The following is a 23482-nucleotide window of genomic DNA, read 5'->3' as shown; positions in this document are numbered from 1 at the left end:
AAGCAATTACGCGCGCGCCTCGTGCAGGCTCGCAAGGCGTTCGCGGCAGAAGTCCACGAACAGCTGCGCGGGCTTGGTCAATTGACCGCGCTTGAGGCGCGCGCTCACGAGACCGGACGTGGCCACCGGTTCGGCAATATCGAGCATGACCACTTTTTTGCCGTCATAGGTGCACTCGGAATGCGGGCGCGTGACGAGCAGCGAAAAGCCGAAACCCTGGCCCACCATGCCGCGCACCATTTCGATGGACGGCGAGCCGAACACGATATTGGGCGTGAGGCCCAGATCGTGAAAGAGACTCACGAAATACGTGCGGCTGGGCTGCACGTCGAGCAGGATCATCGGCTCCGCGCAGAGGTCGCGCAACGACACTTGCGACTGGCCTGCGAAGCGGTGATTGTCGGGCAGCAGCACATAAGGCTTTTGCGGCGGCATCAGCGGTTCGGTTTCGATGGTGCCGTCCAGTTCGTGGTCGTAGAGAAAGGCCACGTCGAAGGTGCCGGCCGTGAGGCCCTGGACGAGTTCCTGCTGCTCGCCGTCGCGAATGCGGATATTGACGCCGGGATAGCGTTCGCGAAAGCCCGCGATCAGTTGCGGCAGATAGAGCGGCGCGACGGTTTCGAAGCAGCCAATGTCGATCTGGCCCGTGATGACGTCGTTATCGGCAAGCGCATTCTGCTCGAATTCGTGCGCCATGCGCAGCAGTTCCTGCGCCTTGCGATAAAAGCGCGTGCCGCCCGGTGTGAGCGACACGCCTTGCGCGTGGTGGCGGATAAAGAGCTTGACGTTGAAGCTTTCTTCGAGCCCTTTGATCGCACTCGAAATGGAGGGCTGGGCGATATGAAGCTGGCGCGATGCCTCGGCCACGCTGCCGGCTTCGACGGTCGTCACGAAGTACTTGAGTTGTCGCAATGTATAGAAAGCCACTTGCACCTCTGCTGCAAGGCCGCGGACACGTTGGTGTGCGGCCCGATGAATCGGGTCTTAAAGCGCGGAGTTAAGGCGGTTTTACCGTTACCTTACCCTGGGAGCGCCGCCGGAAAGAAACCTTTCTGCATAGTTTTATCGTATGGCCCGAGAATATTTTTATTCATTTTCCTTTGCGCCGAAATATCGCACCATCGCCGCTAACCCTTGCTTTTTTCCTTATGAACGCGGGCTGCGCAGGCTGCCCCATTGGAGTCCAGCATGTTTGATCTCGGCTATTGGCAGCGCCGTGCTGCCGAGCAGGTTTTCATCGACCAGGCGCTGATTGGCGGGCGGCGCGTAGCGGCCGTTTCCGGCGCGACGTTCGACTCCGTGAATCCGGCCACGAATCGCCTCCTGGCGCGCGTTGCGGCCTGCGATGCGGCGGACGTCGATCTTGCCGTGCGCGCCGCGCGCGAGGCCTTCGACAAGGGCGCATGGTCGCGCACGCCGCCCGTCGAACGCAAGAAAGTCCTGTTGCGTCTTGCCGAGCTGATGCTCGCGAATCGCGAGGAACTGGCGTTGCTCGATTCGCTGAACATGGGCAAGCCGGTGGCGGACGCCTGGAATATCGACGTGCCGGGCGCCGCGCATGTGTTCGCGTGGTATGGCGAATCGCTCGACAAACTCTACGACCAGGTGGCGCCGACTGCGCCCAATGCGTTCGCGACTATCACGCGCGAGGCGCTGGGCGTGGTGGCGGCCGTCGTGCCGTGGAATTTCCCGCTCGACATGGCCGCCTGGAAGCTCGCCCCCGCGCTGGCTGCGGGCAACAGCGTGGTGCTCAAGCCCGCGGAGCAGTCGCCGTTTTCCGCGCTGCGCCTGGCCGAACTCGCGCTGGAGGCCGGCTTGCCGGAAGGCGTGCTCAATGTCGTGCCGGGTCTGGGCGAACAGGCGGGCCGTGCGCTTGGTTTGCATCCCGATGTGGATTGCCTCGTGTTCACGGGCTCGACCGAGGTCGGCAAATATTTCATGCGCTACGCGGCCGAATCCAACCTCAAGCAGGTCTGGCTCGAATGCGGCGGCAAGAGCCCGAATCTGGTTTTCGAGGATTGCGCCGATCTCGATCTTGCCGCAGAGAAAGCGGCCTTCGGGATTTTCTTCAACCAGGGCGAAGTTTGCTCGGCCAACTCGCGCCTGTATGTGCAGCGTTCGATTCAGGAGGAATTCATCGAGCGTCTGTTGAGCAAGGCCCGCGACTGGTTGCCTGGCGATCCGCTCGACCCCGCGAGCCGGGCGGGCGCGATTGTCGACGCCGGGCAGACCGCGCGCATCATGAGCGCAATCGAAAGGGCCGAGCGCGACGGCGCGCGACTGCTCAAGGGCGGCAAGCGTCTGAGTTTCAATGGCTCAGACAACTTCATCGAGCCGACCATTTTTGGTGGCGTACGCAACGATATGCCGATCGCACGCGAGGAGGTGTTCGGCCCGGTGCTCGCGATCAGCGCATTCGACACGGAAGAAGAGGCGCTGCGCCTCGCGAACGACAGCGTCTACGGTCTCGCGGCGTCGCTGTGGACGGACGACCTGAACCGCGCGCATCGCGTGGCGCGCGCGCTGAAGGCGGGCACCGTGTCGGTCAACACGGTGGACGCGCTGGACGTGAGCGTGCCGTTTGGCGGTGGCAAGCAATCGGGCTTTGGGCGCGACCTCTCGCTCCATTCGTTCGACAAATACACGCAACTGAAGACGACCTGGATTCAGTTGCGCGGGTAAGTCGTGGATGACCGGTCGCGAACAAGTCGCGCGGCCGGTCGAATCGTCTCGCAGAAGTGAAGCAGTCGACGTAATGTTTTAGTAATCCGAATCGATGGGCGACAGAGCCCGGCAGGAGACAGTATCGTGGCCAGTACGGAAAGCAGTAACGCGCAATTGATCGAGAAACACACCATTGGCTATGTGCCGCCCGAGGATCGCCACGGCAAGGTTCGCGATCTCTTCACGCTCTGGTTCGGCGGCAATATCGCGCCGCTGCCGATCGTCACCGGCGCGCTGGGCGTGCAGTTGTTCCACCTGAACCTGTTCTGGGGGATTGTCGCGATTGTCGTCGGGCAGGCGGTTGGCGGCGTGCTGATGGCGCTGCACTCGGCGCAGGGGCCGCAAATGGGCATCCCGCAGATGATTCAAAGCCGCGCGCAGTTCGGCTCATGGGGCGCGCTGCTCGTCACGGTGATCGCGGGCGTCATGTATGTGGGCTTTTTCGCGTCGAATATCGTGCTGGCAGGCAAGTCCTTGCACAGTATCCAGGCGTCGGTGTCGGTGCCGGTTGGCATCGTGATCGGTGCGGTGGGATCGGGGCTGATCGGCATTGTCGGCTATCGCTTCATCCATTTCCTGAATCGCATTGGTACGTGGGTGCTGGGTATCGGCATCTTCGTGGGCTTCGGCTATATCTTCACGCATGTGTCGACGGCCGATTTCCTCACGCGCGGCGGCTTCAACTTCGCGGGCTGGCTTGCGACGGTATCGCTTTCGGCGCTGTGGCAGATCGCGTTTGCACCGTACGTCTCGGACTATTCGCGCTATCTGCCGGAAAATGTGCGTGTGTCGTCGACGTTCTGGGCGACCTGGCTGGGCTGCACGATTGGCTCGACGCTCGCGTTTGTGTTCGGCGCGGTGGCGGTGCTCGCCGTGGCGCCGGGTGTGGACACGATGGATGCGGTCAAGCTGGCCACCGGGCCGCTCGGCGCGCCCATGCTCGTGCTGTTCCTGCTGAGCGTCATCAGCCACAACGCGTTGAATCTCTATGGCGCGGTGCTCGCGACCATTACTTCCGTGCAGACGTTTGCGAGCCGCTGGATTCCCACAGCGAATGCGCGTGCGGTGTTTTCGGTCGTGATCCTGGCTTCGTGCTGTTACGCGGCGATTGGTGCTTCGACTAATTTCGTCGGCAACCTGGTCGATCTGGTGCTGGCTTTGCTGGTCGTACTGGTGCCGTGGACAGCAATTAACCTGATCGATTTTTATGTGATTCACAAAGGGAAATACGACGTCGATTCGATCTTCCAGGCCGATGGCGGGATTTATGGTCGTTTCAACCCGCAGGCGTTGATCGCCTACGCAGTGGGTATTGCCGTGCAGATTCCGTTCATGAATACGCCGATGTACGCTGGCCCGGTGCCGAAGTATCTGGACGGCGCGGATCTGTCGTGGGTGATCGGTTTGCTGCTGACGTCGCCGTTGTATTACTGGCTCGCGACGCGCGATACGGCGTATCGCCGCCGGGTGGAAACGGGAACCGCCGCAGCGCTCCGATAATGCGCAAAACGCGCGTTTCTTAAGCCTTTTTCTTAACGCCGCTTCGCAATGAAGCGGCGTTTTTCATTTGGGGCGCGAAGCTTCTGCAGCGCCATTAAATCCCCTCGTGACACGCCCAAAATTCACCTCCTACGATTCCACCAGGGTATGGTGCGACGCAATATCCACGCATGGATCTAAATGCTCTATACCCACAGAGTATGGAAACCGGTGCTTAAAAGTATTGGACGGTGCATTTGGACGGGGCGTATAAATCCATTCCATGAACTCCTTGTATGCAACGCCCGCCATGACCTCAGTGACGATTGAACGCATCGAAACCCGCCTCGTCGACCTGCCGACGATTCGCCCCCACAAGCTGTCCGTGGCGACGATGTACGGCCAGACGCTGATGCTCGTGAAGGTGTACTGCAGCGATGGTACGGTGGGCATCGGCGAGGGCACCACGATCGCGGGCATGGCCTACGGCCCGGAAAGCCCGGAAGCGATGAAGGTCGCCATCGACACCTACTTCGCACCGGCCATGATCGGCCAGGACGCCACGCGCATCCAGGCGCTGATGGCGCACCTGGGCAAGCTCGTGAAGGTCAATCACTTTGCAAAGAGCGCGCTGGAAACGGCGCTGCTCGACGCGCAGGGCAAGCGCCTGGGCGTATCGGTGAGCGAGCTGCTGGGTGGCCGCCGCCGCGACCGTCTGCCGGTGGCATGGACGCTGGCCTCGGGCGACACCGCAAAGGACATTGCCGAAGCCGAACATATGCTTGAAGTGCGCCGCCACAACGTCTTCAAGCTGAAGATTGGCGCGAAAGCACTTGCGACCGATATCAAGCACGTCGCCGAAATCAAGAAGGCCGTGGGCGATCGCGCCGCCGTGCGCGTGGACGTGAACATGGCGTGGAGCGAAACGCAGGCCGCCTGGGCGATTCCCGCACTGGCCGATGCGGGCTGCGAACTGGTCGAGCAACCGGTCGCGTCCGCCGCAGCGCTCGCGCGCCTGATGCGCCGTTTCCCCGTCGCGCTGATGGCCGACGAAATCCTGCAGGGCCCGGAAAGCGCCTTTGAAATCGCAAAGCATCACGGCGCAGACGTCTTCGCCATCAAGATCGAGCAGAGCGGCGGCCTCTTTGCAGCGCAACGCGTCGCCGCCATCGCGGACGCAGCGGGAATCGAACTGTACGGCGGCACGATGCTGGAAGGCGCATTCAGCACGGCGGCATCGGCGCATCTGTTCGCGAGCTTCGCGAACCTGCAATGGGGCACCGAACTGTTCGGCCCGCTCCTGATCACCGAAGAGATCCTGGTGAAGCCGCTCGATTACAGCGATTTCGCGCTGAGCGTGCCGGACGGCCCGGGCCTGGGCATCGAGCTGGACGAAGCGAAGGTCGAGCGCTTCACGCGCGACGGCCTGAAGAAAGTCACGAAGTAAACCCGATTCACGTAACAGGACGCACACAATGCTTTTCCACGTACGCATGGATGTGAATATCCCCGCGGATATGCCCGCCGAAGTCGCCAGCGAGATCAAGTTGCGCGAAAAGGCCTATTCGCAGGAACTGCAACGCAGCGGCAAGTGGCGTCATATCTGGCGACTGGTCGGCGAATACGCGAATTACAGCATTTTCGATGTCGAGAGCAACACGGAACTGCACGAGATTCTCACGGCGTTGCCGCTGTTCCCGTACATGAAGATTTCGGTGACGCCGTTGTGTCGCCACCCGTCGTCGGTTCGCGACGACGACGCCTGAAGCCAAAAAATCCGTTCAGGCATTTCCCCAAAATACAAGTGTGGAGACACTAATCATGAGCGTCACGGTATTCGAAACCAAGGAAGTCCAGGAGCTGCTGAAGGCCGCAGCGAATCTCAACGGCGGCAACGGCAACGCCCGCTTCCAGCAGGTCGTGCATCGCCTGCTGGGCGACCTGTTCAAGGCCATCGACGATCTCGACATCACGCCCGATGAAGTGTGGGCGGGCGTGAACTACCTGAACAAGCTGGGCCAGGATGGTGAAGCGGCGCTGCTCGCGGCAGGCCTGGGTCTGGAGAAATACCTCGATATCCGCATGGACGCGCAGGACAAGGCAGTCGGTCTGGACGGCGGCACGCCGCGCACGATCGAAGGCCCGCTCTATGTGGCAGGCGCTCCCGTGCGTGACGGCCTTTCGAAGATCGATCTCGACGAAGATGCAGGCGCCGGCCCGCTCGTGATTCGCGGCACGGTCAAGGGCACGGACGGCAAGCCCGTTGCGAACGCCGTGGTCGAATGCTGGCACGCCAATTCCAACGGTTTCTATTCGCACTTCGACCCCACCGGTGCGCAAACCGATTTCAACCTGCGCGGCGCGGTCAAGACCGGCGCGGACGGCAAGTACGAATTCCGCACGCTCATGCCGGTGGGCTACGGCTGCCCGCCGCAAGGCGCCACGCAACAGCTGCTCGACGGTCTGGGGCGCCACGGCAACCGACCCGCGCACGTGCACTTCTTCGTCACGAGCGGCGACCATCGCAAGCTCACCACGCAGTTCAATATCGAAGGCGATCCGCTGATCTGGGACGACTTCGCCTACGCCACGCGTGAAGAACTGATTCCTCACGTCGTCGAGAAAACCGGTGGCGCGGCGCTGGGTCTGAAGACCGACGCGTACAAGCACATCGAATTCGACTTCACGCTGACGCCGCTGCTGCAAGGCCGCGACAACCAGATCGTCCAGCGTCAGCGCGCAGCCGCCGAGGCTACGGCCACGGCCTGATCGTCCCGCACGGCGGCAGCCGCGTCGCGCTGCCGCCTCCCGATTTTCCCCCGCGAGAACCCGTTCGCCACCGATGCATGCATCCCGTGCAGGGATCGGTGTACGCCTAGGGAGAGGAACCATGTCCGCCATCATCGACAAAGCCCACGAACTGGATCATCTGCTGGCCACCGCCGTGCAGGACGACAGGCAAGCCGGTATTTTCCGCTGCCGTCGCGATATCTTCACCAACGCCGAATTGTTCGAACTGGAGATGAAACACATCTTCGAGAGCAACTGGGTGTACCTGGCGCACGAAAGCCAGATTCCGAACAACAACGATTACTACACGACGTGGATTGGCCGCCAGCCGATCGTCATCACACGCGACAAGACCGGCGAATTGAATGCCGTGATCAATGCCTGCGCGCACAAGGGCGCGATGCTGTGCCGTCGCAAGCATGGCAACAAGGGCAGTTTCACGTGCCCGTTCCATGGCTGGACTTTCTCGAACACGGGCAAGCTGCTCAAGGTCAAGGACGAGAAAACCACTGAATATCCGGTGCAATTCAATACGCACGGCTCGCACGACCTGAAGAAAGTCGCGCGTTTCCAGAACTATCGCGGCTTTTTGTTCGGCAGCCTCAATGCCGATGCCATGCCGCTTGAGGAGTACCTGGGCGAAGCGCGCGTGATCATCGACCAGATCGTCGACCAGGCGCCCGGCGGCCTGGAAGTGCTGCGCGGCAATTCCTCGTATGTGTACGAGGGCAACTGGAAGATGCAGATGGAAAACGGCTGCGACGGCTATCACGTCAGCACCGTGCACTGGAATTACGCCGCTACGATGGGCCGCCGCAAGGAAGAGGGCACCAAGGCCGTCGATGCGAACAGCTGGAGCAAGTCGACCGCAGGCGTCTATGGCTTCGATCACGGCCATATTCTGCTGTGGACGCAAACGATGAATCCGGAAGTGCGACCGGTTTATCAGCAGCGCGACGAAATCAAGGCGCGCGTGGGCGACGTGGCCGCGGAATTCATCGTCAACCAGACGCGCAATCTGTGTGTCTACCCGAACGTGTTCCTGATGGATCAGTTCAGCACGCAGATTCGCGTGGTGCGTCCCATCAGCGTCGACAAGACCGAAGTGTCGATCTTCTGTTTTGCGCCGAAGGGTGAGAGCGCAACGGATCGCGCCACGCGCATTCGCCAGTACGAAGACTTCTTCAACGTCTCGGGTATGGGCACTGCCGACGACCTGGAAGAGTTCCGCGCCTGCCAGAACGGTTATGCGGGCATCACGGCGATGTGGAACGACCTCTCGCGCGGCGCGCCGCTGTGGGTCGAAGGCGCAGACGACAACGCAAAGAAGATGGGCCTCAAGCCGCTGATCTCCGGCGAGCGCAGCGAGGACGAAGGGCTGTTCGTGGTTCAGCACGAATACTGGGTGCGCGTGATGCGCGACGCACTGAAGAAAGAGCAGGAAGGAGCCGTGGCATGAGCGTCGACTATCAAACCCTTTGCGCGGCGCTCTATCGCGAAGCGCGCCTGCTCGACGATCGCCAGTGGGACGAATGGCTTACCTGCTACACCGAGGACGTCACCTACTGGATGCCGGCCTGGGACGACGACGACCAGCTCACCGACGACCACGAAAGCCAGATCTCGCTGATGTATTACCCGGATCGCGGCGGCCTGGAAGATCGCGTGTTCCGCATCAAGACCGAGCGTAGCGGCGCGTCCACGCCGGAGCCACGCACGAGCCACAACGTCACCAACGTGGAAGTGCTGGCCACGCGCGACAACGAAGTCGATGTGCGCTACAACTTCCAGACGCTCAACCATCGCTATCGCACGACGGACTTCTTCTACGGCACGATGTTCGTGACGTTGCGCCAGGTCGAAGGCCAGTGGCTGATTGCCTATAAAAAGATCGTTTTGAAGAACGACTATATCCGGCAGGTACTCGACATTTATCACGTTTAACAAGCGTGTTTAAAGTCGAACGCATCAATATCAGGTAGTTGGAGGAGTCCCCATGTCCAGTTTCAATATTGCGCTCAATTTCGAGGACGGCGTCACGCGCTTCATCGAATGCAAGGCCGGCGAGAAAGTTCTCGACGCGGCATTTCGCGCCCGCATCAACCTGCCGATGGATTGCTCCGACGGCGTGTGCGGCACCTGCAAATGCAAGGCCGAAAGCGGCAGCTACGATCTTGGCGACGAATATATCGAAGACGCACTGAGCGACGATGAAAAGAGCGGCGGCCTTGTGCTCACCTGCCAGATGGTGCCGCAAAGCGATTGCGTGATCGCGGTGCCGGCTTCGTCGGCGGTGTGCAAGACGGGGCAGAGCCAATGCGCCGCGACGGTCGCGAAGATCGAGTTGCACAACGACGCAGCGGTCGTGCTGGAACTGGACGTCGAAGCGAATGCGCCCGTGTTCCTGCCGGGCCAGTACGTCAATATCAATGTGCCCGGCAGCGGCCAGCATCGCTCGTATTCGTTTTCTTCCGCGCCTGGCGAGTCGAAGCTCAGCTTCCTCATCAAGAAGATCCCGGGCGGCGTGATGAGCTCGTGGCTCGAAGCCGCAAAGACCGGCGACAAGCTCGAACTGGTCGGGCCGCTCGGCAGTTTCTATCTGCGCGACGTGCAGCGCCCGCTGCTGTTTCTCGCGGGCGGCACGGGGCTCGCGCCGTTCCTGTCGATGCTCGAAGTGCTCGCGCGCGCGAACTCGCAGCAGAAGGTGCACCTGATCTACGGCGTCACGCGCGACCTCGACCTCGTGCAGGTCGAGGCGATCGAAGCCTATACGTCGAAGCTCGCCAACTTCAGCTTCAGCACCGTGGTGGCGGACGATGCGTCGAACCATCCCCGCAAGGGCTGGGTCACGCAGCATATTCCCGCCGATGCGCTCAACGATGGCGACGTCGACGTCTACCTGTGCGGGCCGCCGCCGATGGTCGATGCGGTGCGCAAGCACTTCGACGATAACGGCGTGAAGCCCCACAGTTTCCACTACGAGAAGTTCACTCCCAACGTCGTTCTGAAGGCGGCATGAGCATGCAACGATTCTCAGGCAAGGTCGTGGTCGTGACGGGCGCGGCCCAGGGCATCGGGCGCGGCGTGGCGCTGCGCGCGGCAGCGGAGGGCGGCAAGGTGCTGTTCGTCGATCGCGCTGACTTCGTCGCCGAAGTCGCGGCTGAGGCGGGGGGCGACCACACGGCGGGTTTCGTCGCCGACCTGGAAACCTACGAGGGCGCGCGCGCGGCCATGGCCTGCGCGGTGGAAAAGTTCGGCGGCATCGACATCCTGATCAACGGCGTGGGCGGCGCGATCCGTATGCGTCCGTTCGCGGAGTTCGAGCCGGAGCAGATCGACGCGGAAATCCGCCGCTCGCTCATGCCCACGCTCTACACCTGCCACGCGGTGCTGCCGCATCTGCTGGCGCGCGGCGGCGGCACGATCGTCAATATCTCGTCGAATGCCACGCGCGGGATTCGCCGCGTGCCGTATTCGGCGGCAAAGGGCGGCGTGAACGCCATCACGCAGGCGCTGGCGATGGAGTACGCCGAGCACAATATCCGCGTCGTGGCGACGGCGCCGGGTGGCACGACCGCGCCGCCGCGCCGCGTGCCGCGCAATGCGGCAGGCGACAACGAGCAGGAAAAGGCGTGGATGAGCGAAGCCGTTCATCAGGTCACCGAATCGACCTTCTTCAAGCGCTACGGCAGCATCGACGAACAGGTCGCGCCGATCCTGTTCCTCGCCTCGGACGAGGCCAGCTACATCACGGGATCGGTGTTGGCGGTTGCAGGCGGCGACCTGGGCTGAAAGACGCTTTAAACCGGCTCTTTAAAGCAGCGTTTTAAATCAACCCTTTTTGGCATGGGCCTCGCGGTCGGTGGGCGCGAGGTATTCCATGCCTTGCTCGTCGTACAGGTCGTAAATCAGTTGCAGCATGCGCTGAAGGTCTTCGGACTCGTCGAGCATGCGCATGCTCATGATGATCGGCGACACCAGATTGGCGTCGTCCAGGTCTTTATAGAACACGTCGTCGCGCTTGAGCCCATAGACGCTCTTCGGCACGATCGAAATGCCTTCTCCCGCCGCCACCAGTCCCAGCGCCACCTGCAATTCGCGTGTCTCCAGCACGCGGGCCGGCTTGAGCGCGCGGTCGTGAAACGCCGCAAGCACCTGATCCGCGTAACTCGGTCGCGGCGATTTCGGGAAAATGATCAGCGTTTCGTTGAGCAGGTCGTGCAGCGACAACACCGTCTTCGTGTCGCCCAGCGGATGGCCGATGGGCAGCGCCACGATCATGCGTTCCTCGCGCAACACCACGCGGCGGATGCTGGGGTCGTCCAGGCGGATCCGCCCGAAACCCACGTCGATGCGGCCTTCCTTGAGCGCCTTGATCTGATCCATCGTGGACATTTCGTTGAGGCTCAATTCGACTTCCGCATGTTTCTGGCGATAGCGGCGAATGATCTTCGGCAGCATCCCATACAGCGTCGAACCGACGAACCCCACCGACAGGTTGCGTTCGATCTTGCCGACGCGGCGCGTCATCGACTCCAGCTCGGCGGTCTGCGCGAGCAGTTGCGAGGCGTGCTGATAGAAGAAGCGGCCGGTATCGGTCAGCTTGAGCGGGCGCGAATTGCGCTCGAAAAGCTGCACGCCCAGGATCTCCTCCAGTTGCTGGATCTGGCGGCTCAAGGGCGGCTGCGCGATATGCAGCCGTTGCGCCGCGCGCGTGAAGCTGCGTTCTTCGGCGACAGCCACAAAGTAGCGAAGGTGACGCAGCTCCATGTTCCAACCTGTGAGATATCGATTCGTTACGAAATGACGCGAAAGCGCATCTCATTATACCTTTGGCGCATGAAATCTCGCCTTCATCTGCGCCGTCGCTCATCCCAATAATAGTTGAAATTTTCAACTATTTGTCTATACTCCGATGCGTCGCCGTGCCGAACGGCCTACACGATGGGAGCGTGCGCTTGTCTTCCGGTCTGCATCCTGGCTTTCTCACCTTCAGGCTCGATCTCGCGAGCGCGCTGCTCAGCGAGCGCGCCAACGCGATCTATCGCGAGCGCTGGGGCCTCGACGTGCGCGCGTTGCGCGTGCTGCGGCTCGTCTGCGCGCAGGCGGGCATTACGCCCAAGACCGTTTCGCAGCGCGCCCTGATCGAAAAGACGCTGCTGTCGAAAACGCTCGCGGAACTCGAAGCGCGCGGCCTGATCGTGCGCGACACGCACGCGCAAGACCGTCGCAGCGTCGCGCTCAGCGGCACGCCCGAGGGCGTGGACGTGGCGCAGGCGTCGGCGCAAGTCGGCGCGGCGCTGGAAGGCGAACTGGCCGCCGCCTTGACGGCCAGCGAGCGCAAGACGCTCGACCGTCTGCTTGAAAAGCTTTCGGACAGCTTGCTCGACGGCGCTGCGTGACATAAGCACTTCGGTGAGCACTTCGGCGATCGCTTCCGCAAGCTCGCCCCCTATTCCCAGGAGTCATTGATGACGAAACTGATCGATACGCTCGCCCCCTCCATCGGCGCGCTGTTGCCTGAACTGGAAACGATCTACAAGGATCTGCACGAACATCCCGAACTGTCGATGCAGGAGTTCCGCACCGCAAAAATCGTCGCCGATTACGTCGAAAAGCTCGGCTACGAAGTCACGCGCGAAGTGGGCGTGACGGGCGTGGTGGCGATCCTGCGTAACGGCGCGGGCCCGGTCGTGATGCTGCGCGCCGACATGGACGCGCTGCCGATGGCCGAAGCCACCGGCCTGCCGTACGCGAGCAAGGTGGTCGCGAAGGACGAGGACGGTACGCAGGTGAGCGTCGCGCATAGCTGCGGCCACGACATGCACGTGACCTGGCTGCTGGGCGTCGCGCGCCTGATGGCGGAGCATCGCGGCGCATGGCGCGGCACGCTGATGGCCGTGTTCCAGCCCGGCGAGGAAGTGGGGCGCGGCGCGCGCAGCATGGTCGACGACGGCATGATGACGCGCTTCCCGAAACCCGACGTGATTCTCGGCCAGCACGTGATGGTGGGCGCGGCGGGCACGGTGGGCTACCGCAGCGGCACGATCCTGTCGGCGGGCGACAGCCTCAAGGTCAAGCTGTTCGGGCGCGGCTCGCACGGCTCGCAGCCGCAGACCTCGATCGATCCGGTCATCATGGCGGCGTCCACGACACTGCGCCTGCAGACCATCGTGTCGCGTGAAATTTCGCCGCGCGACAGCGCCGTGCTGACCATCGGCAGCCTCCAGGCGGGCACGAAGGAAAACATCATCCCCGACGACGCCACCATCAAGCTCAACATGCGCACCTACGACGAGGACGTGCGCGAGTACATGCTGGGCGCGATCCGCCGCATCTGCTGCGCCGAATGCGCGGCCTCCAACGCGCCGCGCGAGCCGGAGTTCACGACGCTCTCCAGCTACCCGCTGACCGTCAACGACGACGCGACCACGGCGCGCCTGCGCACGGCCTTCGAAGCGCAGTTCGGCGAGCGCGCCTACGAAACCGAACCGGCCGCGGCCAGCGAGGACTTCAGCGTGTTTGGCCGCGAGTGGGGCGTGCCGTACGCGTTCTGGTTCATTGGCGGCACCGACCGCGAGGTGTACGAAAAGGCCCGCGCCGCGAAAAAGATCAACGAAATCCCGAGCAATCACTCGCCGCGTTTCGCGCCCGTCATCGACCCGACGCTGCGCACCGGACTGGAAGCGATGCTCTGCGCGGCAGGCGCGTGGCTGGGCCACGACGCTGCCGCCACGGACGAACCGATGAGCGAGGCGGCGTGAGCATGGCTTTGGGCGCGCACGTGAGTGCGCATGTCAACGCCCACACGGCGTACACGGCGCTCGACCTCATCGGCACGTTTGCCTTTGCGATCTCGGGCGCGGTCGCCGCGCGGCAGCGGCGTCTGGATCTGTTCGGCATTCTCGTCGTCACCTTCATGGTGGCGTGCGGCGGCGGCATCGTGCGCGATGTCTGTATCGGCGCGATTCCCCCGGCGGGACTGTCGAACTGGGCATATATGGCGGTGACGGTGCTGGCCGCGCTGCTCACCATCGTCGCGTATCCGCAGGTGCGGCGGCTGCGCCATCCGGTGCTGTTCTTCGATGCGATCGGGCTGGGCCTGTTCGCGGTGGCGGGCGCACAGAAGACGTGGATCTGGACGGACAGCGCGGAAACCGCCATCGTGCTCGGCATGGTGAGCGCCGTGGGCGGCGGCGTGCTGCGCGACATCCTGCTTTCGCGCGTGCCCGCGATCCTGGAGCGCGAGATCTACGCGTCGGCGGCGCTGCTGGGCGCGGCGTTGCAGGTCGGGCTCACGTATATGGACTGGTCGACGTTCTGGACGCCGTGGGTCGCCACGCTTGGCTGCGTGGCGCTGCGGCTGGCGTCCTTGTATTTCAGCTGGCGCTTGCCGGTGTTCAGTACGCGCGAAATCAGGAAGAAGGCGCGCGCACTGGAAGATGCGGTGGATGCGGGAGACGACGCGCGGCACGGCGGGCGCTAGGCCCGTCAGCGCGTCTTATTGGAAAGCGATATCCGCCGTGAGCACGGCGTGAATGCGCGGGCCGAAGCTGCGCATGCTCGACAGCGTCCGGTTGTGATGCTCGCGGATCGAGGCCGCCGTGGCGTGCGGCTTGTCGTGCGTCGTGTGCGCGTCGGCGGCGAGCGTCACTGTCAAGCCGTTGGCGGCGGCGCGGCGCGTGGTCGTATCGACGCAGAATTCGGTGGCGTAGCCGCAGATCACCACGTGCTGGATCGCGTGTTCGGCCAGGATCGCGCCCAGCGCCGTGTTCAGGAAGGAGTCGGGCGTGCGCTTGCTCACGAAATAGTCGCTGGCCTGCGCATGCGCGGCATCGGCGACTTTCCACGGATTGCTGCCCGGCACGAGTTCTGCGTCCTCATGCTGGACGAATACTACCGGCACCTTTGCGGCACGGGCGCGCTGCGTCAACTGGCTGACGTTGGCGGAGATGGCCGCTGCGTCGCCCGGCAGCGGATCGGTGGCGACAAGCCCTTTCTGGAAATCAATGACGAGTAATGCAGTAGTCATAAAACGAGTCCTCGGGAAAAAGCGATTCTAGCCGCTCGCCTTTTCCTGAAACAGCGCCAATCCCACCAGACTTACGATTGAGCAACCCAGCACATACCAGGCGGGCGCATAGAAGCTGCCGGTCGCGCGCCAGAGCGCACCCACGGCAAGCTGCGCAAAGCCGCCAAACAGCGTCACGCCCACGGCGTAGATAATGCCCAGCGACGTCGCGCGCACTTCGGGACGCAGGGCTTCCAGGATCATCAGGAAGCCAGCCGGGCTCGTAAGCGTCATCAGGCCGATCAGCACGACGGCGACGACCAGCACGGTGCCGACCGTGGGGCGCGCGGCAATCGCCGCGAACGCGGGAAACAGCAGGGCGAGCGACACGACCGACGTGACGGCGAGCAGCGGCTTGCGGCGCGGCAAGCGATCCGCCAGCTTGCCCGCGAGCGGCGAACCGATCAGCAGCACCAGACCTGCCGCGCAGCCGCTTGCCGAGGCGGCGGCGCTCGGCATATGCAGCGTGAGCGCGAGGAACGCAGGCAGGAAGAACACGATGGTGTACATCGTGCCCGTGCCGCCGATCACCAGCATCGTGCCCGCCACGATCACGCGCAGCGGCAGTTTGCGGCGCACGGGCCTGGCCTGGGTTGTGGCATGAGCATGCGCCGCAGCGGGCAAGGTATCGTCCAGGCGCGCGCGCAGGAAAAATCCAAACGGGCCGATCGCCAGGCCGATCAGGAACGGCACACGCCAGCCCCACGAAACCAGTTGCTCATGCGAGAGCGACTTCGACAGCAGCAGCGCGATCAGCGCACCCGCGAGCGCTGCGCCGCCCTGGCTTGCCATCTGCCAGCTGACCAGCACGCCGCGACGGCCCTCGCGGCCCGCTTCCATCAACAGCGTGGTCGCCGCGCCCACTTCGCCGCCCGCCGAAAAACCTTGCAGCAGGCGGCCCAGCACGATCAGCGCGGGCGCGAACAGGCCGATCTGCGCGTAAGTCGGCGCGAGGCCGATGAGCCCGGTGCCCAGCGCCATCAACAGCACCGTGAGGATCAACGCGGGCTTGCGTCCCGCGCGATCGGCATAGGCGCCGATCGTCACGCCGCCGAGCGGGCGCACGACAAAGCCCACGCCGAACGTCGCCAGCGACATCATCAGCGAAGACAGCGCGTCATGTGCCGGAAAAAATAGCTGGCCGATCAGCGCCGAAAAGAAGCTGTAGACGGTGAAGTCGAAAAACTCCAGACCGTTGCCGAGCGCCGCGGCCAGCACCATGGTGCGGCTCGTGCGCGTGGACGTGGCGCTCGGCGATGCTGCTGCGTGTTCGTGTACGACGTTCATACGGGTGCCTCGATTGCTGATGCGGGCTGATGCCTGCTGATGCCTGCCAATGCGTCATTGACGAAGCGGTGCGTCGTGACGCGCCGCTTCGCACGACTGCTCGATGACTGCCTGACGACTTACTGGCTGCCCTTGATGCCTTCGTCGTCGCGGATCACGAGCTTGCTCGCGACTGAACGCACGCCGTTCACGCCTTGCGCCACGGACGTGGCCAGTTCGATCTGGCTTTCGTTGGCGACCACGCCCGACAGCGTGACCGCGCCGTCGCGCGCCCGCACGCGGATAAAGCTCGATTTCAGGCCTTGCTTGCGTGCGGCCTTGAGCGCGTGGCGCACGTTGGCGGCGAGTGCGCGATCCGCGCCCGACGACGCGGCGACGGCGGGCGTCGCGTGCTGCGAAGCCGATGCTGACGCCGTGCCGCTGACTGCGCTGGCCTCGCTGCCGCCCTGAGCGTGAGCGGCGAAACTCGCCGCGAGGCACAGCACGGCGGCGGCCATGCGCACAGACCCGTGCGATTTCGATTTCATGCGAATGCTCATCCCCTGTCTCCTGTGTCGATGCGAACGGTGTTCAGAACTTGTGATACATGCCGACGAGCACGACGTGCGGCGACTGATACATCTCGGTGCCGGTGCTGCCCGTATAGCTGTTGTTGATGTTGTCGACGGTCGGCTGCTGGCTCGGGTAGCGGCCGTAGGTCGGCGTCGTGCCGGTGTTGTGGATCACCGAGCCGCGCACATAGAGGGCGGCGCGTTTCGAGAGGTCGTAGTCGTAGCCAAGCGTCAGGCCATACGAATGGCTGCTTGCGCCCGACACGTTGCGATACGCCAGTTCGACGCGGAAATCGTTGCGCTGCTGGTAGCGATAAAGTCCGCCGAGCGTATAGAGCGACGCCACACGGTCGCCGTCCAGGCGCGGCGCGAGGAAGCTGTAGCCCGCCGAAAGCACGTAATGCCCGGCGTCATAAAGCAGGCCCGCGGCGAAGTTGTCGGTGCGCACGTATTGCGAGGTGGTGAGCGCATTCAGCCCGTAGTTGCCCAGGTAGCTGAGCGTGCCGAACAGATGACCGTCGAAGTAATTCAGCGCGACCGAGCGCGTGACGATGGTCGGCGCGCTGGAGCTGTTGTCGTGCAGCGCGAGCGCGACCTGTGCATTGAGCGGCCCGAACCACGGCGACGAATAGCTGATCGCATTCGACAGACGGCTTGCCTCGAAGCTCGCGCCGGGGCCCAGGTCGTAAGTCCACGCGGTCAGGTAAGCGACGGTGGAGACCGTGCCCACCTGGCCGAACACGTCGATGAAGAGCGGCACGCCCACATCGTCCTGCAAGCCCAATTTCAGTTCGCCGGTCTTTTGCGAACCGATGCTCACCCACGCCTCACGATTAAAGAGCGTATTGGCCGTGCCCAACTGGCCGTTGGCCGCGTTGAAGCCGTTCTCCAGGTCGAAGCGCACGCGATAGCCGCCGCCCAGATCCTCGACGCCATACAGACCGATCTTCGAAGTCCATTGCCCGCCGCTTTGCTGCACGAACGCCGTCTGCGCGCCCTTGGTGAAACCGATCGACTGGTCTACCGCGCCATAGAGGCGCACGCCCGGCGAATACGCGCCGGTGGTGGCATACGGCACGCCCTGAAAGTAGTCTTCGAGAAACAGATTCGAAGTCTGGGCATGGGCGCCGAGCGACGCGCCGCCCATGACGGTTGCGCACGCAACAAGACGTGCGGCGCGCGCGATGCGTGTCTTCCGTGGGGCGTTGGCGCCGTAGCGTGTGATCTGAGGCGTGATGCTGCTTGCTGACATTTATAGACTCTTTAGGTTGGTCAGAAACTGCGGGGAGGCGGCGCGCGCGGGCGAGAAGTGAGTGCGAAGCAGGGAAGAAGCGGGCGCGCCTGGCCTGTATCGGTGCCTGTGCCGGTCTGTTTTTTGGGGGGGCGTCAGCCCTGGCGCAAATAGCGCTCGACGAGCGCGACGAACCACGCCGCGCCATAGGGCAGCGCTTCGTCGTTGAAGTCGTAGCCGGGGTTATGCACCGTGCAGCCGCCGACGCTGCCCACGCCGTTGCCAAGCAGCACATAGCAGCCGGGCAGCTTTTCGGTCATCCACGAAAAGTCCTCGCTGCCCATCACGGCCTCGGGCATCATCGTCAGCCCGGTCTTGCCGACCAGCGACTGCATGACGTCGATGGCGAGATCGGTGGCTTTTTGCTCGTTGACGAGCGGGCGCGAGATCGCCTTGTATTCGACCGAAGCGGTGGCGCCGTACGACTGGGCCTGCAGTTCGGCGATGCTGCGGATGCGCGTCTCCAGCAGGTTGCGCGTCTCGCTGTCGAGCGCGCGCACGGAAAGCTGCAGCGTGGCGCTTTCCGGGATCACGTTGCCAGCCTTGCCCGCGTGGATCGCGCCGACGGTCACCACGGCGGCGCGCGTCGGTTCGACGTTGCGCGCCACGATGCTTTGCAGCGCCATCACGATGCTTGCGGACGCAACGATCGGGTCGCAGCCCAGTTGCGGCATCGCGCCGTGCGCGCCGCGTCCGGTCACGGTGATCGTGACGGTATCGGACGACGCCAGCATGCAGCCGTGGCGCACCGCGAAATGGCCAACCGGCAGGCCCGGCGCGTTGTGCAGCGCGAACACCTGGTCGCACGGAAAGCGCTCGAACAGCCCATCGGCGATCATGCGCGACGCGCCGCCCAGGCCTTCCTCGGCGGGCTGGAAGATCACGTTGAGCGTGCCGTCGAAAGCGGCGTCGGTGGCCAGGTAATGCGCGGCCGCCAGCAGCGTGGCCGTGTGGCCGTCGTGGCCGCAGGCGTGCATGGTCTGCGCGACCGTGCTGGCGTAAGGCAGGCCGGTGTTTTCCTGGATCGGCAGCGCGTCCATGTCGGCGCGCAGGCCGATGGCGCGCTCGCTCGCGCCGCGACGGATGCGGCCAACGACACCGGTGCCGCCGATGCCCGTCGTCACCTCGTAGCCCCATTCGGCGAGCTTTTCGGCGACCAGGGACGAGGTGCGCGTTTCGGCGAAACCCAGTTCGGGATGCGCGTGGATGTCGTGGCGGATCTGCACGAACGGTGCGCGACGTTCGCGCAGGGTTTCTACGAGCGCGGCGCGCTCGGGAGCAGGGGCGTGGGATTGCGTCATGTCTGGGTTCTCTCGACTGGCCGTACCGGCGACGGCTTCTGGAGAAACAGACTAAGGACGATCGGTCAAAATAAAAAAGCAAAAATCCGTATGTCGATAACCGCTGGTAATATCCTCCGCATCATGAAAACCTGCCTATGAAGATCCACCAACTGCGCGCGCTGGTCGAAATCGCCGCGACCGGCAGTATCAATGGGGCGGCGCGGCGTCTGCACGTGACCCAGCCCGCCGTCACCAAGGCCGTGCGCGACCTGGAAGACGAGTGCGGCGTGCGCCTGCTTGAGCGTAATCCCTGGGGTGTGGTGCCCACGGCCGAAGGCGCCGCGCTGCTGCAGCGCGCGCGCACCGTGGTGCGCGAACTGGAGCGCGCCGGGAAGACCTCGCGTACCTCAAGGGCCATCGCACCGGCAAGCTCGTGATCGGCGTGACGCCGATTGCCGGCACCGCCGGGCTGGCCGAGGCCTTCACCGATTTCCGCCGCCACTGGCCGCAGGTGACGGTCGAATTCCGCGAGCTGGGTTTCGCGCAGTTGCGCGAGAACCTGAGCAATCGCACGCTCGACCTCGCATTCGCGGCGTTCCCGACCAGTCCCGGCGACGATGTGGGCACGGTGCGGCCGCTGTTTGCCTTCGACTCGGTGTTCGTGACGCGCGCCAACGGCGCGTTCGCGCAGGCCACCACGCTGGCACAGCTACAGGACGCCGAGTGGATCCACACCGACGTCACCGACGCTTATCCCGCCAATATCCGCGCGATGTTCGAGCGCGCCGGTCTCGCGCCGCCGCAGCGCATCACGCGTTGCACGTCCTATGGCCTGCTGTACGGCCTCGCGCTCAACAACGACGCGGTGTTCGCATGGACGCGCCATACGCTGCAAACGGCGGAGCTGGGCCGCGCATTCGTCGAGCTGGCGCTGCCGGTCAGGCCGCCCGCCTTGCAGCTTTTTCTGTTCGCGCCGCCCGAGGCGCAGATCACCCGGCCCGCCGAATATTTCGTCGATTGCATCCTCGCGGTGGCCGCCGAACGCGCCCGCAACGGACTGGGCGGCACGGTCTTAACCGGCGGTTGATCCCCCACAACTGAAGTCGCTGGTTGCGGGCGTTTCGCACGGCTATCGTTGCTGGCACAACGATCAACGTGCCGAAGGAGACGCCTGTGACGACCGCCGCGACTGCCGCTTCCCAACCGACTCCGCAAGCGGTTTCGCCCGCCACGCCCGTGGCCGCGAGCCGCGTGCGTCAGGCGGTCGTGCTCGCTGCGCTGTTCGCGGCGTGGGCCGTCGCCTACACCGACCGTATCGTGATCGGCACAGCCATCATCCCGATCTCGCGCGAGCTGGCTTTGAGCGACGCCGCGAAGGGCTATGTGCTGGGGGCGTTCTACGTCACCTACGCGCTCATGCAACTGGGCGGCGGCGCGCTGGCCGACCGCTTCGGCGCGCGCCGTGTGCTGGTTGGCTGCCTCGCGCTCTGGTCGCTGTTCACGGCGCTGACGGGCGCGGCCTGGTCGCTCGGCTCGCTGCTGGCGTTTCGCTTGCTGTTTGGCGTGGGCGAGGGCAGTTTCGCGCCCGCCAGCTCGACGGCCATCGTGCAGACCTTTCCGCAGCAGGTGCGCGCGCGTGTGCAGGCGCTCCTGTGCAGCACGGTGTTTCTCGGCGGCGCGGCGGGGGCGGCGACCGTCGGCTGGACGATTGCGCGAATCGGCTGGCGCCAGACGTTTCTGATGCTCGGCGCACTGGGGGCGGTGGTGGCGTTCGCGCTGCTCGTCGTGCCGGGACGCAACCACGCTTCGCAGGCCGCTGAAACCGCTGATGCCGCCGAAGCCGTTAAAGCCCGTCCGCGCTGGCGCGACATCGCCCGCGATCCGCTGGTCTGGCGCGTCGCGCTCACCTGGTTCGGCTGCTGCGTGCTCGCGCTGGGCCTGCAAGCGTGGTTGCCGATCTGGCTCATGCGCACGCGCGGCATCGACCTGCTGCATATCGGTTTTATTTCGGCGATTCCGTTGCTGGCGAGCTTTGTCGGCACCAATCTCGCGGGCTTCGCCATCGACCGTTTGCCTGCCGCGCGCCTCAAGCATCTGCTCGCCGGCGGCGCGCTCGCCAGTGCCGCGTTCGCGGCGGCCATGCCTTTCGCCGGTTCGCTGGCAGCGCTGATCGCCTGCTGGACGCTGTGCATGCTCGCTTTCGACGTCGTCTATGCGGGCGTTTTTGCGATTCCGCTCAAGCATTTTCCGGCCAGCGTGGCCGGGCGCACCACAGGGCTCATCAACTTCGCCGGGCAACTGGCGGGCGCAATCTCGCCGGTCGTGGTGGGCGCGCTGGTTGGCCGCGCGGGCTGGGCGGCGGCCTTCGCGTTCCTCACCTGCGGCGCGCTGGTTGCAAGCGCGGCCGCGCTGGGCTGCCGATTCCAGGCGCGCTGAACCCCTGATTCCATTCGCTATTTTCAGAATATTTTCAGAAACCGAGTCCTGCCATGAAATGCTTCGTTGCCGGTCTGCTCACCGAGACCAATGCCTTCGTCAACCTGCCCACGAGCCTGGAAATGTTCATGCGCGGGCATATTCCGCCGGGCGCCTGTCCGGACGGAGAAACGCCCACCGCAGGCGCGGAACTGCTCTGGGCCGCGAAACGCCGCGCCGCGAAGGGCGAGTTCACGCTGATCGAAGGCAGTTGCTTTCGCGCCACGCCCGCAGGCATCACGAGCCGCGAAGCCTACGAGACGATGCGCGACCGGATCCTCGACGAACTGCGCGCCGCGCTGCCCGTCGATGCGGTGATGCTAGGCCTGCACGGCGGCATGATCGCGCACGGCTACCCCGATCCCGAAGGCGACCTGATCGCCCGCGTGCGTGCGCTGGCGGGCAAGGATTGCGTGATCGGCGTGGAGTTCGACCCGCACTGCATCGTCAACGACACGCGCCTGGACAACAGCGACGTGATCGTGCTCTACAAGGAGTATCCGCACACCGATACGGTCGAGCAGGCCAATCGCGTGATCGACCTCGTCACGGCGATGGTGAACGGCATGCGCCGCCCGCAGGCGTCGCTGTTCGATTGCCGCCAGATCGACTCGTATCCGACCACGGGCGCGGCCATGCGCGCGCTGGTCGACCGTGCGAAAGCCATCGAGGCGGATCCGGCCGCGGGCATCGTGTCCATCTCGATCGTGCACGGCTTCATCTACGGCGATACGGCCGACCTGAGCACGCGCGTGCTGGTCTATGCGCACGATAAAGCGCGTGGCGAGGCCGTGGCGCGCGAACTCGGCGCGGCGCTGGTGGCGTTGCGCGGGCAGACGGCGTCGCCGCTGCTGTCGATCGACGCCGCCATCGACGCGGGTCTTGCGCCACGGGACGCAGCAAAAACCGGCCCGGTCGTGATCGCCGATCCCACCGACAACTCGGGCGGCGGCGCGCCTTCCGATAACACCGGCGTGCTCGCGCGCCTCATCGCGCGGGGCGTGCAGAACGTCGCGACCGGGCCGTTCTGGGATCCGGGCGCGGTGCAGTTGTGCTTCGATGCGGGACTGGGCGCGGTGCTGCCGCTGCGCATCGGCGGCAAGGTCGCGCCGACTTCGGGCCAGCCCGTCGATGGCGTCGCCGAGGTCATCGGCCTGCGGCGCGGCGCGTGGCAGCGTTTCGGCCCGAGCCGCGTGGAATGCGGCGATGCGGCCGCCGTGCGCATCGGCGGCGTGGACATCGTGCTGACGACGCAGCGCGTGCAGGCCTTCAGCCTTGAAGCGTTCGAGCAGGTGGGCATCGACCCGCGCGAACGGCGCATGCTGTTCGTGAAGTCGGTCAACCACTTCCACGCGCACTTCGCGCCAATCGCAAGCCGCGTGCTTTACGTCGATGGCGGCGGCCCGCTGCAACGCGACTACGCGAAAGTGGCGTGGCGCAACGTGCGCCGCCCGCTCTGGCCGCTGGACGCCGATGCTGCGCCCGCGCTGATCCGCTGAACAATCGATGAAGGTCGGCCAGGACGACCGGG

The 23482-nt window shown here is 64.3% G+C and carries 23 protein-coding genes; 16 read left to right on the top strand and 7 right to left on the bottom strand.

What is annotated here, in order from left to right; genetic code table 11:
* Positions 1 to 6 precede the first annotated feature (6 nt).
* Entirely contained in the window at positions 7 to 927 is a 921-nt protein-coding gene (locus BBA01S_RS32950; RefSeq protein WP_027820156.1) for a LysR family transcriptional regulator, read from the bottom strand.
* A 261-nt stretch (positions 928 to 1188) separates the two neighbouring features.
* Here BBA01S_RS32950 and BBA01S_RS32945 point away from each other — a divergent pair, with 261 nt between their 5' ends.
* The 9 genes from BBA01S_RS32945 to benD all read left to right on the top strand — a co-directional run bounded on the left by BBA01S_RS32945 (position 1189) and on the right by benD (position 10785).
* On the top strand, positions 1189 to 2682 hold the full coding sequence (locus BBA01S_RS32945; protein ID WP_027820155.1) for an aldehyde dehydrogenase: 1494 nt from the start codon (positions 1189 to 1191) through the stop codon (positions 2680 to 2682).
* A gap of 126 nt (positions 2683 to 2808) precedes the next feature.
* Positions 2809 to 4224, top strand: coding sequence for a purine-cytosine permease family protein (locus BBA01S_RS43870; RefSeq protein WP_156966161.1), 1416 nt, complete (start codon positions 2809 to 2811; stop codon positions 4222 to 4224).
* Positions 4225 to 4513: 289 nt separating this feature from the next.
* Entirely contained in the window at positions 4514 to 5650 is a 1137-nt protein-coding gene (locus BBA01S_RS32935) for a muconate/chloromuconate family cycloisomerase (RefSeq protein WP_027820154.1), read from the top strand.
* 28 nt (positions 5651 to 5678) lie between these two features.
* Complete coding sequence (catC, locus tag BBA01S_RS32930) at positions 5679 to 5969, top strand: muconolactone Delta-isomerase (RefSeq protein WP_027819178.1); 291 nt, start codon at positions 5679 to 5681, stop codon at positions 5967 to 5969.
* Between the two features lie 55 nt (positions 5970 to 6024).
* Positions 6025 to 6972: a catechol 1,2-dioxygenase gene (catA, locus tag BBA01S_RS32925; protein WP_027820153.1), complete on the top strand. Its 948-nt coding sequence runs from the start codon at positions 6025 to 6027 to the stop codon at positions 6970 to 6972.
* Between the two features lie 121 nt (positions 6973 to 7093).
* Positions 7094 to 8452 (top strand): Rieske 2Fe-2S domain-containing protein, encoded by a 1359-nt coding sequence (locus tag BBA01S_RS32920; protein ID WP_027820152.1) that lies wholly within the window; start codon positions 7094 to 7096, stop codon positions 8450 to 8452.
* Positions 8449 to 8937, top strand: coding sequence for a benzoate 1,2-dioxygenase small subunit (gene benB, locus BBA01S_RS32915; RefSeq protein ID WP_027820151.1), 489 nt, complete (start codon positions 8449 to 8451; stop codon positions 8935 to 8937). Before BBA01S_RS32920 ends, benB begins: the two co-directional genes overlap by 4 nt.
* A gap of 52 nt (positions 8938 to 8989) precedes the next feature.
* A complete protein-coding gene (gene benC, locus BBA01S_RS32910; RefSeq protein WP_027820150.1) occupies positions 8990 to 10012 on the top strand; it encodes a benzoate 1,2-dioxygenase electron transfer component BenC in 1023 nt (340 codons plus the stop codon).
* Positions 10009 to 10785 carry a benzoate diol dehydrogenase BenD gene (gene benD / locus BBA01S_RS32905; RefSeq protein ID WP_027820149.1) on the top strand — a complete coding sequence of 259 codons (777 nt, stop codon included), beginning with the start codon at positions 10009 to 10011 and terminating at the stop codon, positions 10783 to 10785. The genes benC and benD overlap by 4 nt, the downstream gene beginning before the upstream one ends.
* A gap of 39 nt (positions 10786 to 10824) precedes the next feature.
* Here benD and BBA01S_RS32900 read toward each other — a convergent pair whose 3' ends face one another.
* Positions 10825 to 11763 (bottom strand): LysR family transcriptional regulator, encoded by a 939-nt coding sequence (locus tag BBA01S_RS32900; protein WP_027820148.1) that lies wholly within the window; start codon positions 11761 to 11763, stop codon positions 10825 to 10827.
* 188 nt (positions 11764 to 11951) lie between these two features.
* On the opposite strand from BBA01S_RS32900, the gene BBA01S_RS32895 reads away from it, so the two are divergent.
* The 3 genes from BBA01S_RS32895 to BBA01S_RS43865 all read left to right on the top strand — a co-directional run bounded on the left by BBA01S_RS32895 (position 11952) and on the right by BBA01S_RS43865 (position 14479).
* Positions 11952 to 12395 (top strand): MarR family winged helix-turn-helix transcriptional regulator, encoded by a 444-nt coding sequence (locus tag BBA01S_RS32895; RefSeq protein WP_245641657.1) that lies wholly within the window; start codon positions 11952 to 11954, stop codon positions 12393 to 12395.
* 69 nt (positions 12396 to 12464) lie between these two features.
* Entirely contained in the window at positions 12465 to 13757 is a 1293-nt protein-coding gene (locus BBA01S_RS32890; protein ID WP_027820146.1) for a M20 family metallopeptidase, read from the top strand.
* A 2-nt stretch (positions 13758 to 13759) separates the two neighbouring features.
* Positions 13760 to 14479, top strand: coding sequence for a trimeric intracellular cation channel family protein (locus tag BBA01S_RS43865; RefSeq protein WP_042298309.1), 720 nt, complete (start codon positions 13760 to 13762; stop codon positions 14477 to 14479).
* A gap of 15 nt (positions 14480 to 14494) precedes the next feature.
* On the opposite strand, the gene BBA01S_RS32880 is transcribed toward BBA01S_RS43865, so the two are convergent.
* From BBA01S_RS32880 to BBA01S_RS32860, 5 genes are all read right to left on the bottom strand, one after another.
* A complete protein-coding gene (locus tag BBA01S_RS32880; protein WP_027820145.1) occupies positions 14495 to 15025 on the bottom strand; it encodes a cysteine hydrolase family protein in 531 nt (176 codons plus the stop codon).
* Positions 15026 to 15052: 27 nt separating this feature from the next.
* Positions 15053 to 16351 (bottom strand): MFS transporter, encoded by a 1299-nt coding sequence (locus BBA01S_RS32875; RefSeq protein ID WP_027820144.1) that lies wholly within the window; start codon positions 16349 to 16351, stop codon positions 15053 to 15055.
* Between the two features lie 119 nt (positions 16352 to 16470).
* Positions 16471 to 16878: a BON domain-containing protein gene (locus BBA01S_RS32870; RefSeq protein ID WP_042298317.1), complete on the bottom strand. Its 408-nt coding sequence runs from the start codon at positions 16876 to 16878 to the stop codon at positions 16471 to 16473.
* A 43-nt stretch (positions 16879 to 16921) separates the two neighbouring features.
* Complete coding sequence (locus BBA01S_RS32865; protein WP_084162696.1) at positions 16922 to 18154, bottom strand: porin; 1233 nt, start codon at positions 18152 to 18154, stop codon at positions 16922 to 16924.
* Positions 18155 to 18288: 134 nt separating this feature from the next.
* On the bottom strand, positions 18289 to 19494 hold the full coding sequence (locus tag BBA01S_RS32860) for a M20 aminoacylase family protein (RefSeq protein ID WP_027820141.1): 1206 nt from the start codon (positions 19492 to 19494) through the stop codon (positions 18289 to 18291).
* Between the two features lie 137 nt (positions 19495 to 19631).
* On the opposite strand from BBA01S_RS32860, the gene BBA01S_RS48230 reads away from it, so the two are divergent.
* From BBA01S_RS48230 to BBA01S_RS32845, 4 genes are all read left to right on the top strand, one after another.
* Complete coding sequence (locus BBA01S_RS48230) at positions 19632 to 19913, top strand: LysR family transcriptional regulator (protein WP_245641656.1); 282 nt, start codon at positions 19632 to 19634, stop codon at positions 19911 to 19913.
* A 5-nt stretch (positions 19914 to 19918) separates the two neighbouring features.
* Positions 19919 to 20563 carry a substrate-binding domain-containing protein gene (locus BBA01S_RS43860; protein WP_245641655.1) on the top strand — a complete coding sequence of 215 codons (645 nt, stop codon included), beginning with the start codon at positions 19919 to 19921 and terminating at the stop codon, positions 20561 to 20563.
* 86 nt (positions 20564 to 20649) lie between these two features.
* Positions 20650 to 21912, top strand: coding sequence for an MFS transporter (locus tag BBA01S_RS43855; protein WP_167336068.1), 1263 nt, complete (start codon positions 20650 to 20652; stop codon positions 21910 to 21912).
* Between the two features lie 53 nt (positions 21913 to 21965).
* Positions 21966 to 23450, top strand: a complete 1485-nt coding sequence (locus BBA01S_RS32845) for a M81 family metallopeptidase (RefSeq protein WP_027820140.1) — start codon at positions 21966 to 21968, stop codon at positions 23448 to 23450.
* The last annotated feature ends 32 nt before the right edge of the window (positions 23451 to 23482 follow it).

Origin of the sequence: Paraburkholderia bannensis NBRC 103871, from assembly GCF_000685015.1 — a bacterium.
In the GTDB taxonomy this organism is placed as follows: domain Bacteria; phylum Pseudomonadota; class Gammaproteobacteria; order Burkholderiales; family Burkholderiaceae; genus Paraburkholderia; species Paraburkholderia bannensis.
The sequence above is the reverse complement of the archived record's forward strand: the minus strand, read 5'-3'. Positions and strand labels throughout refer to the sequence as shown.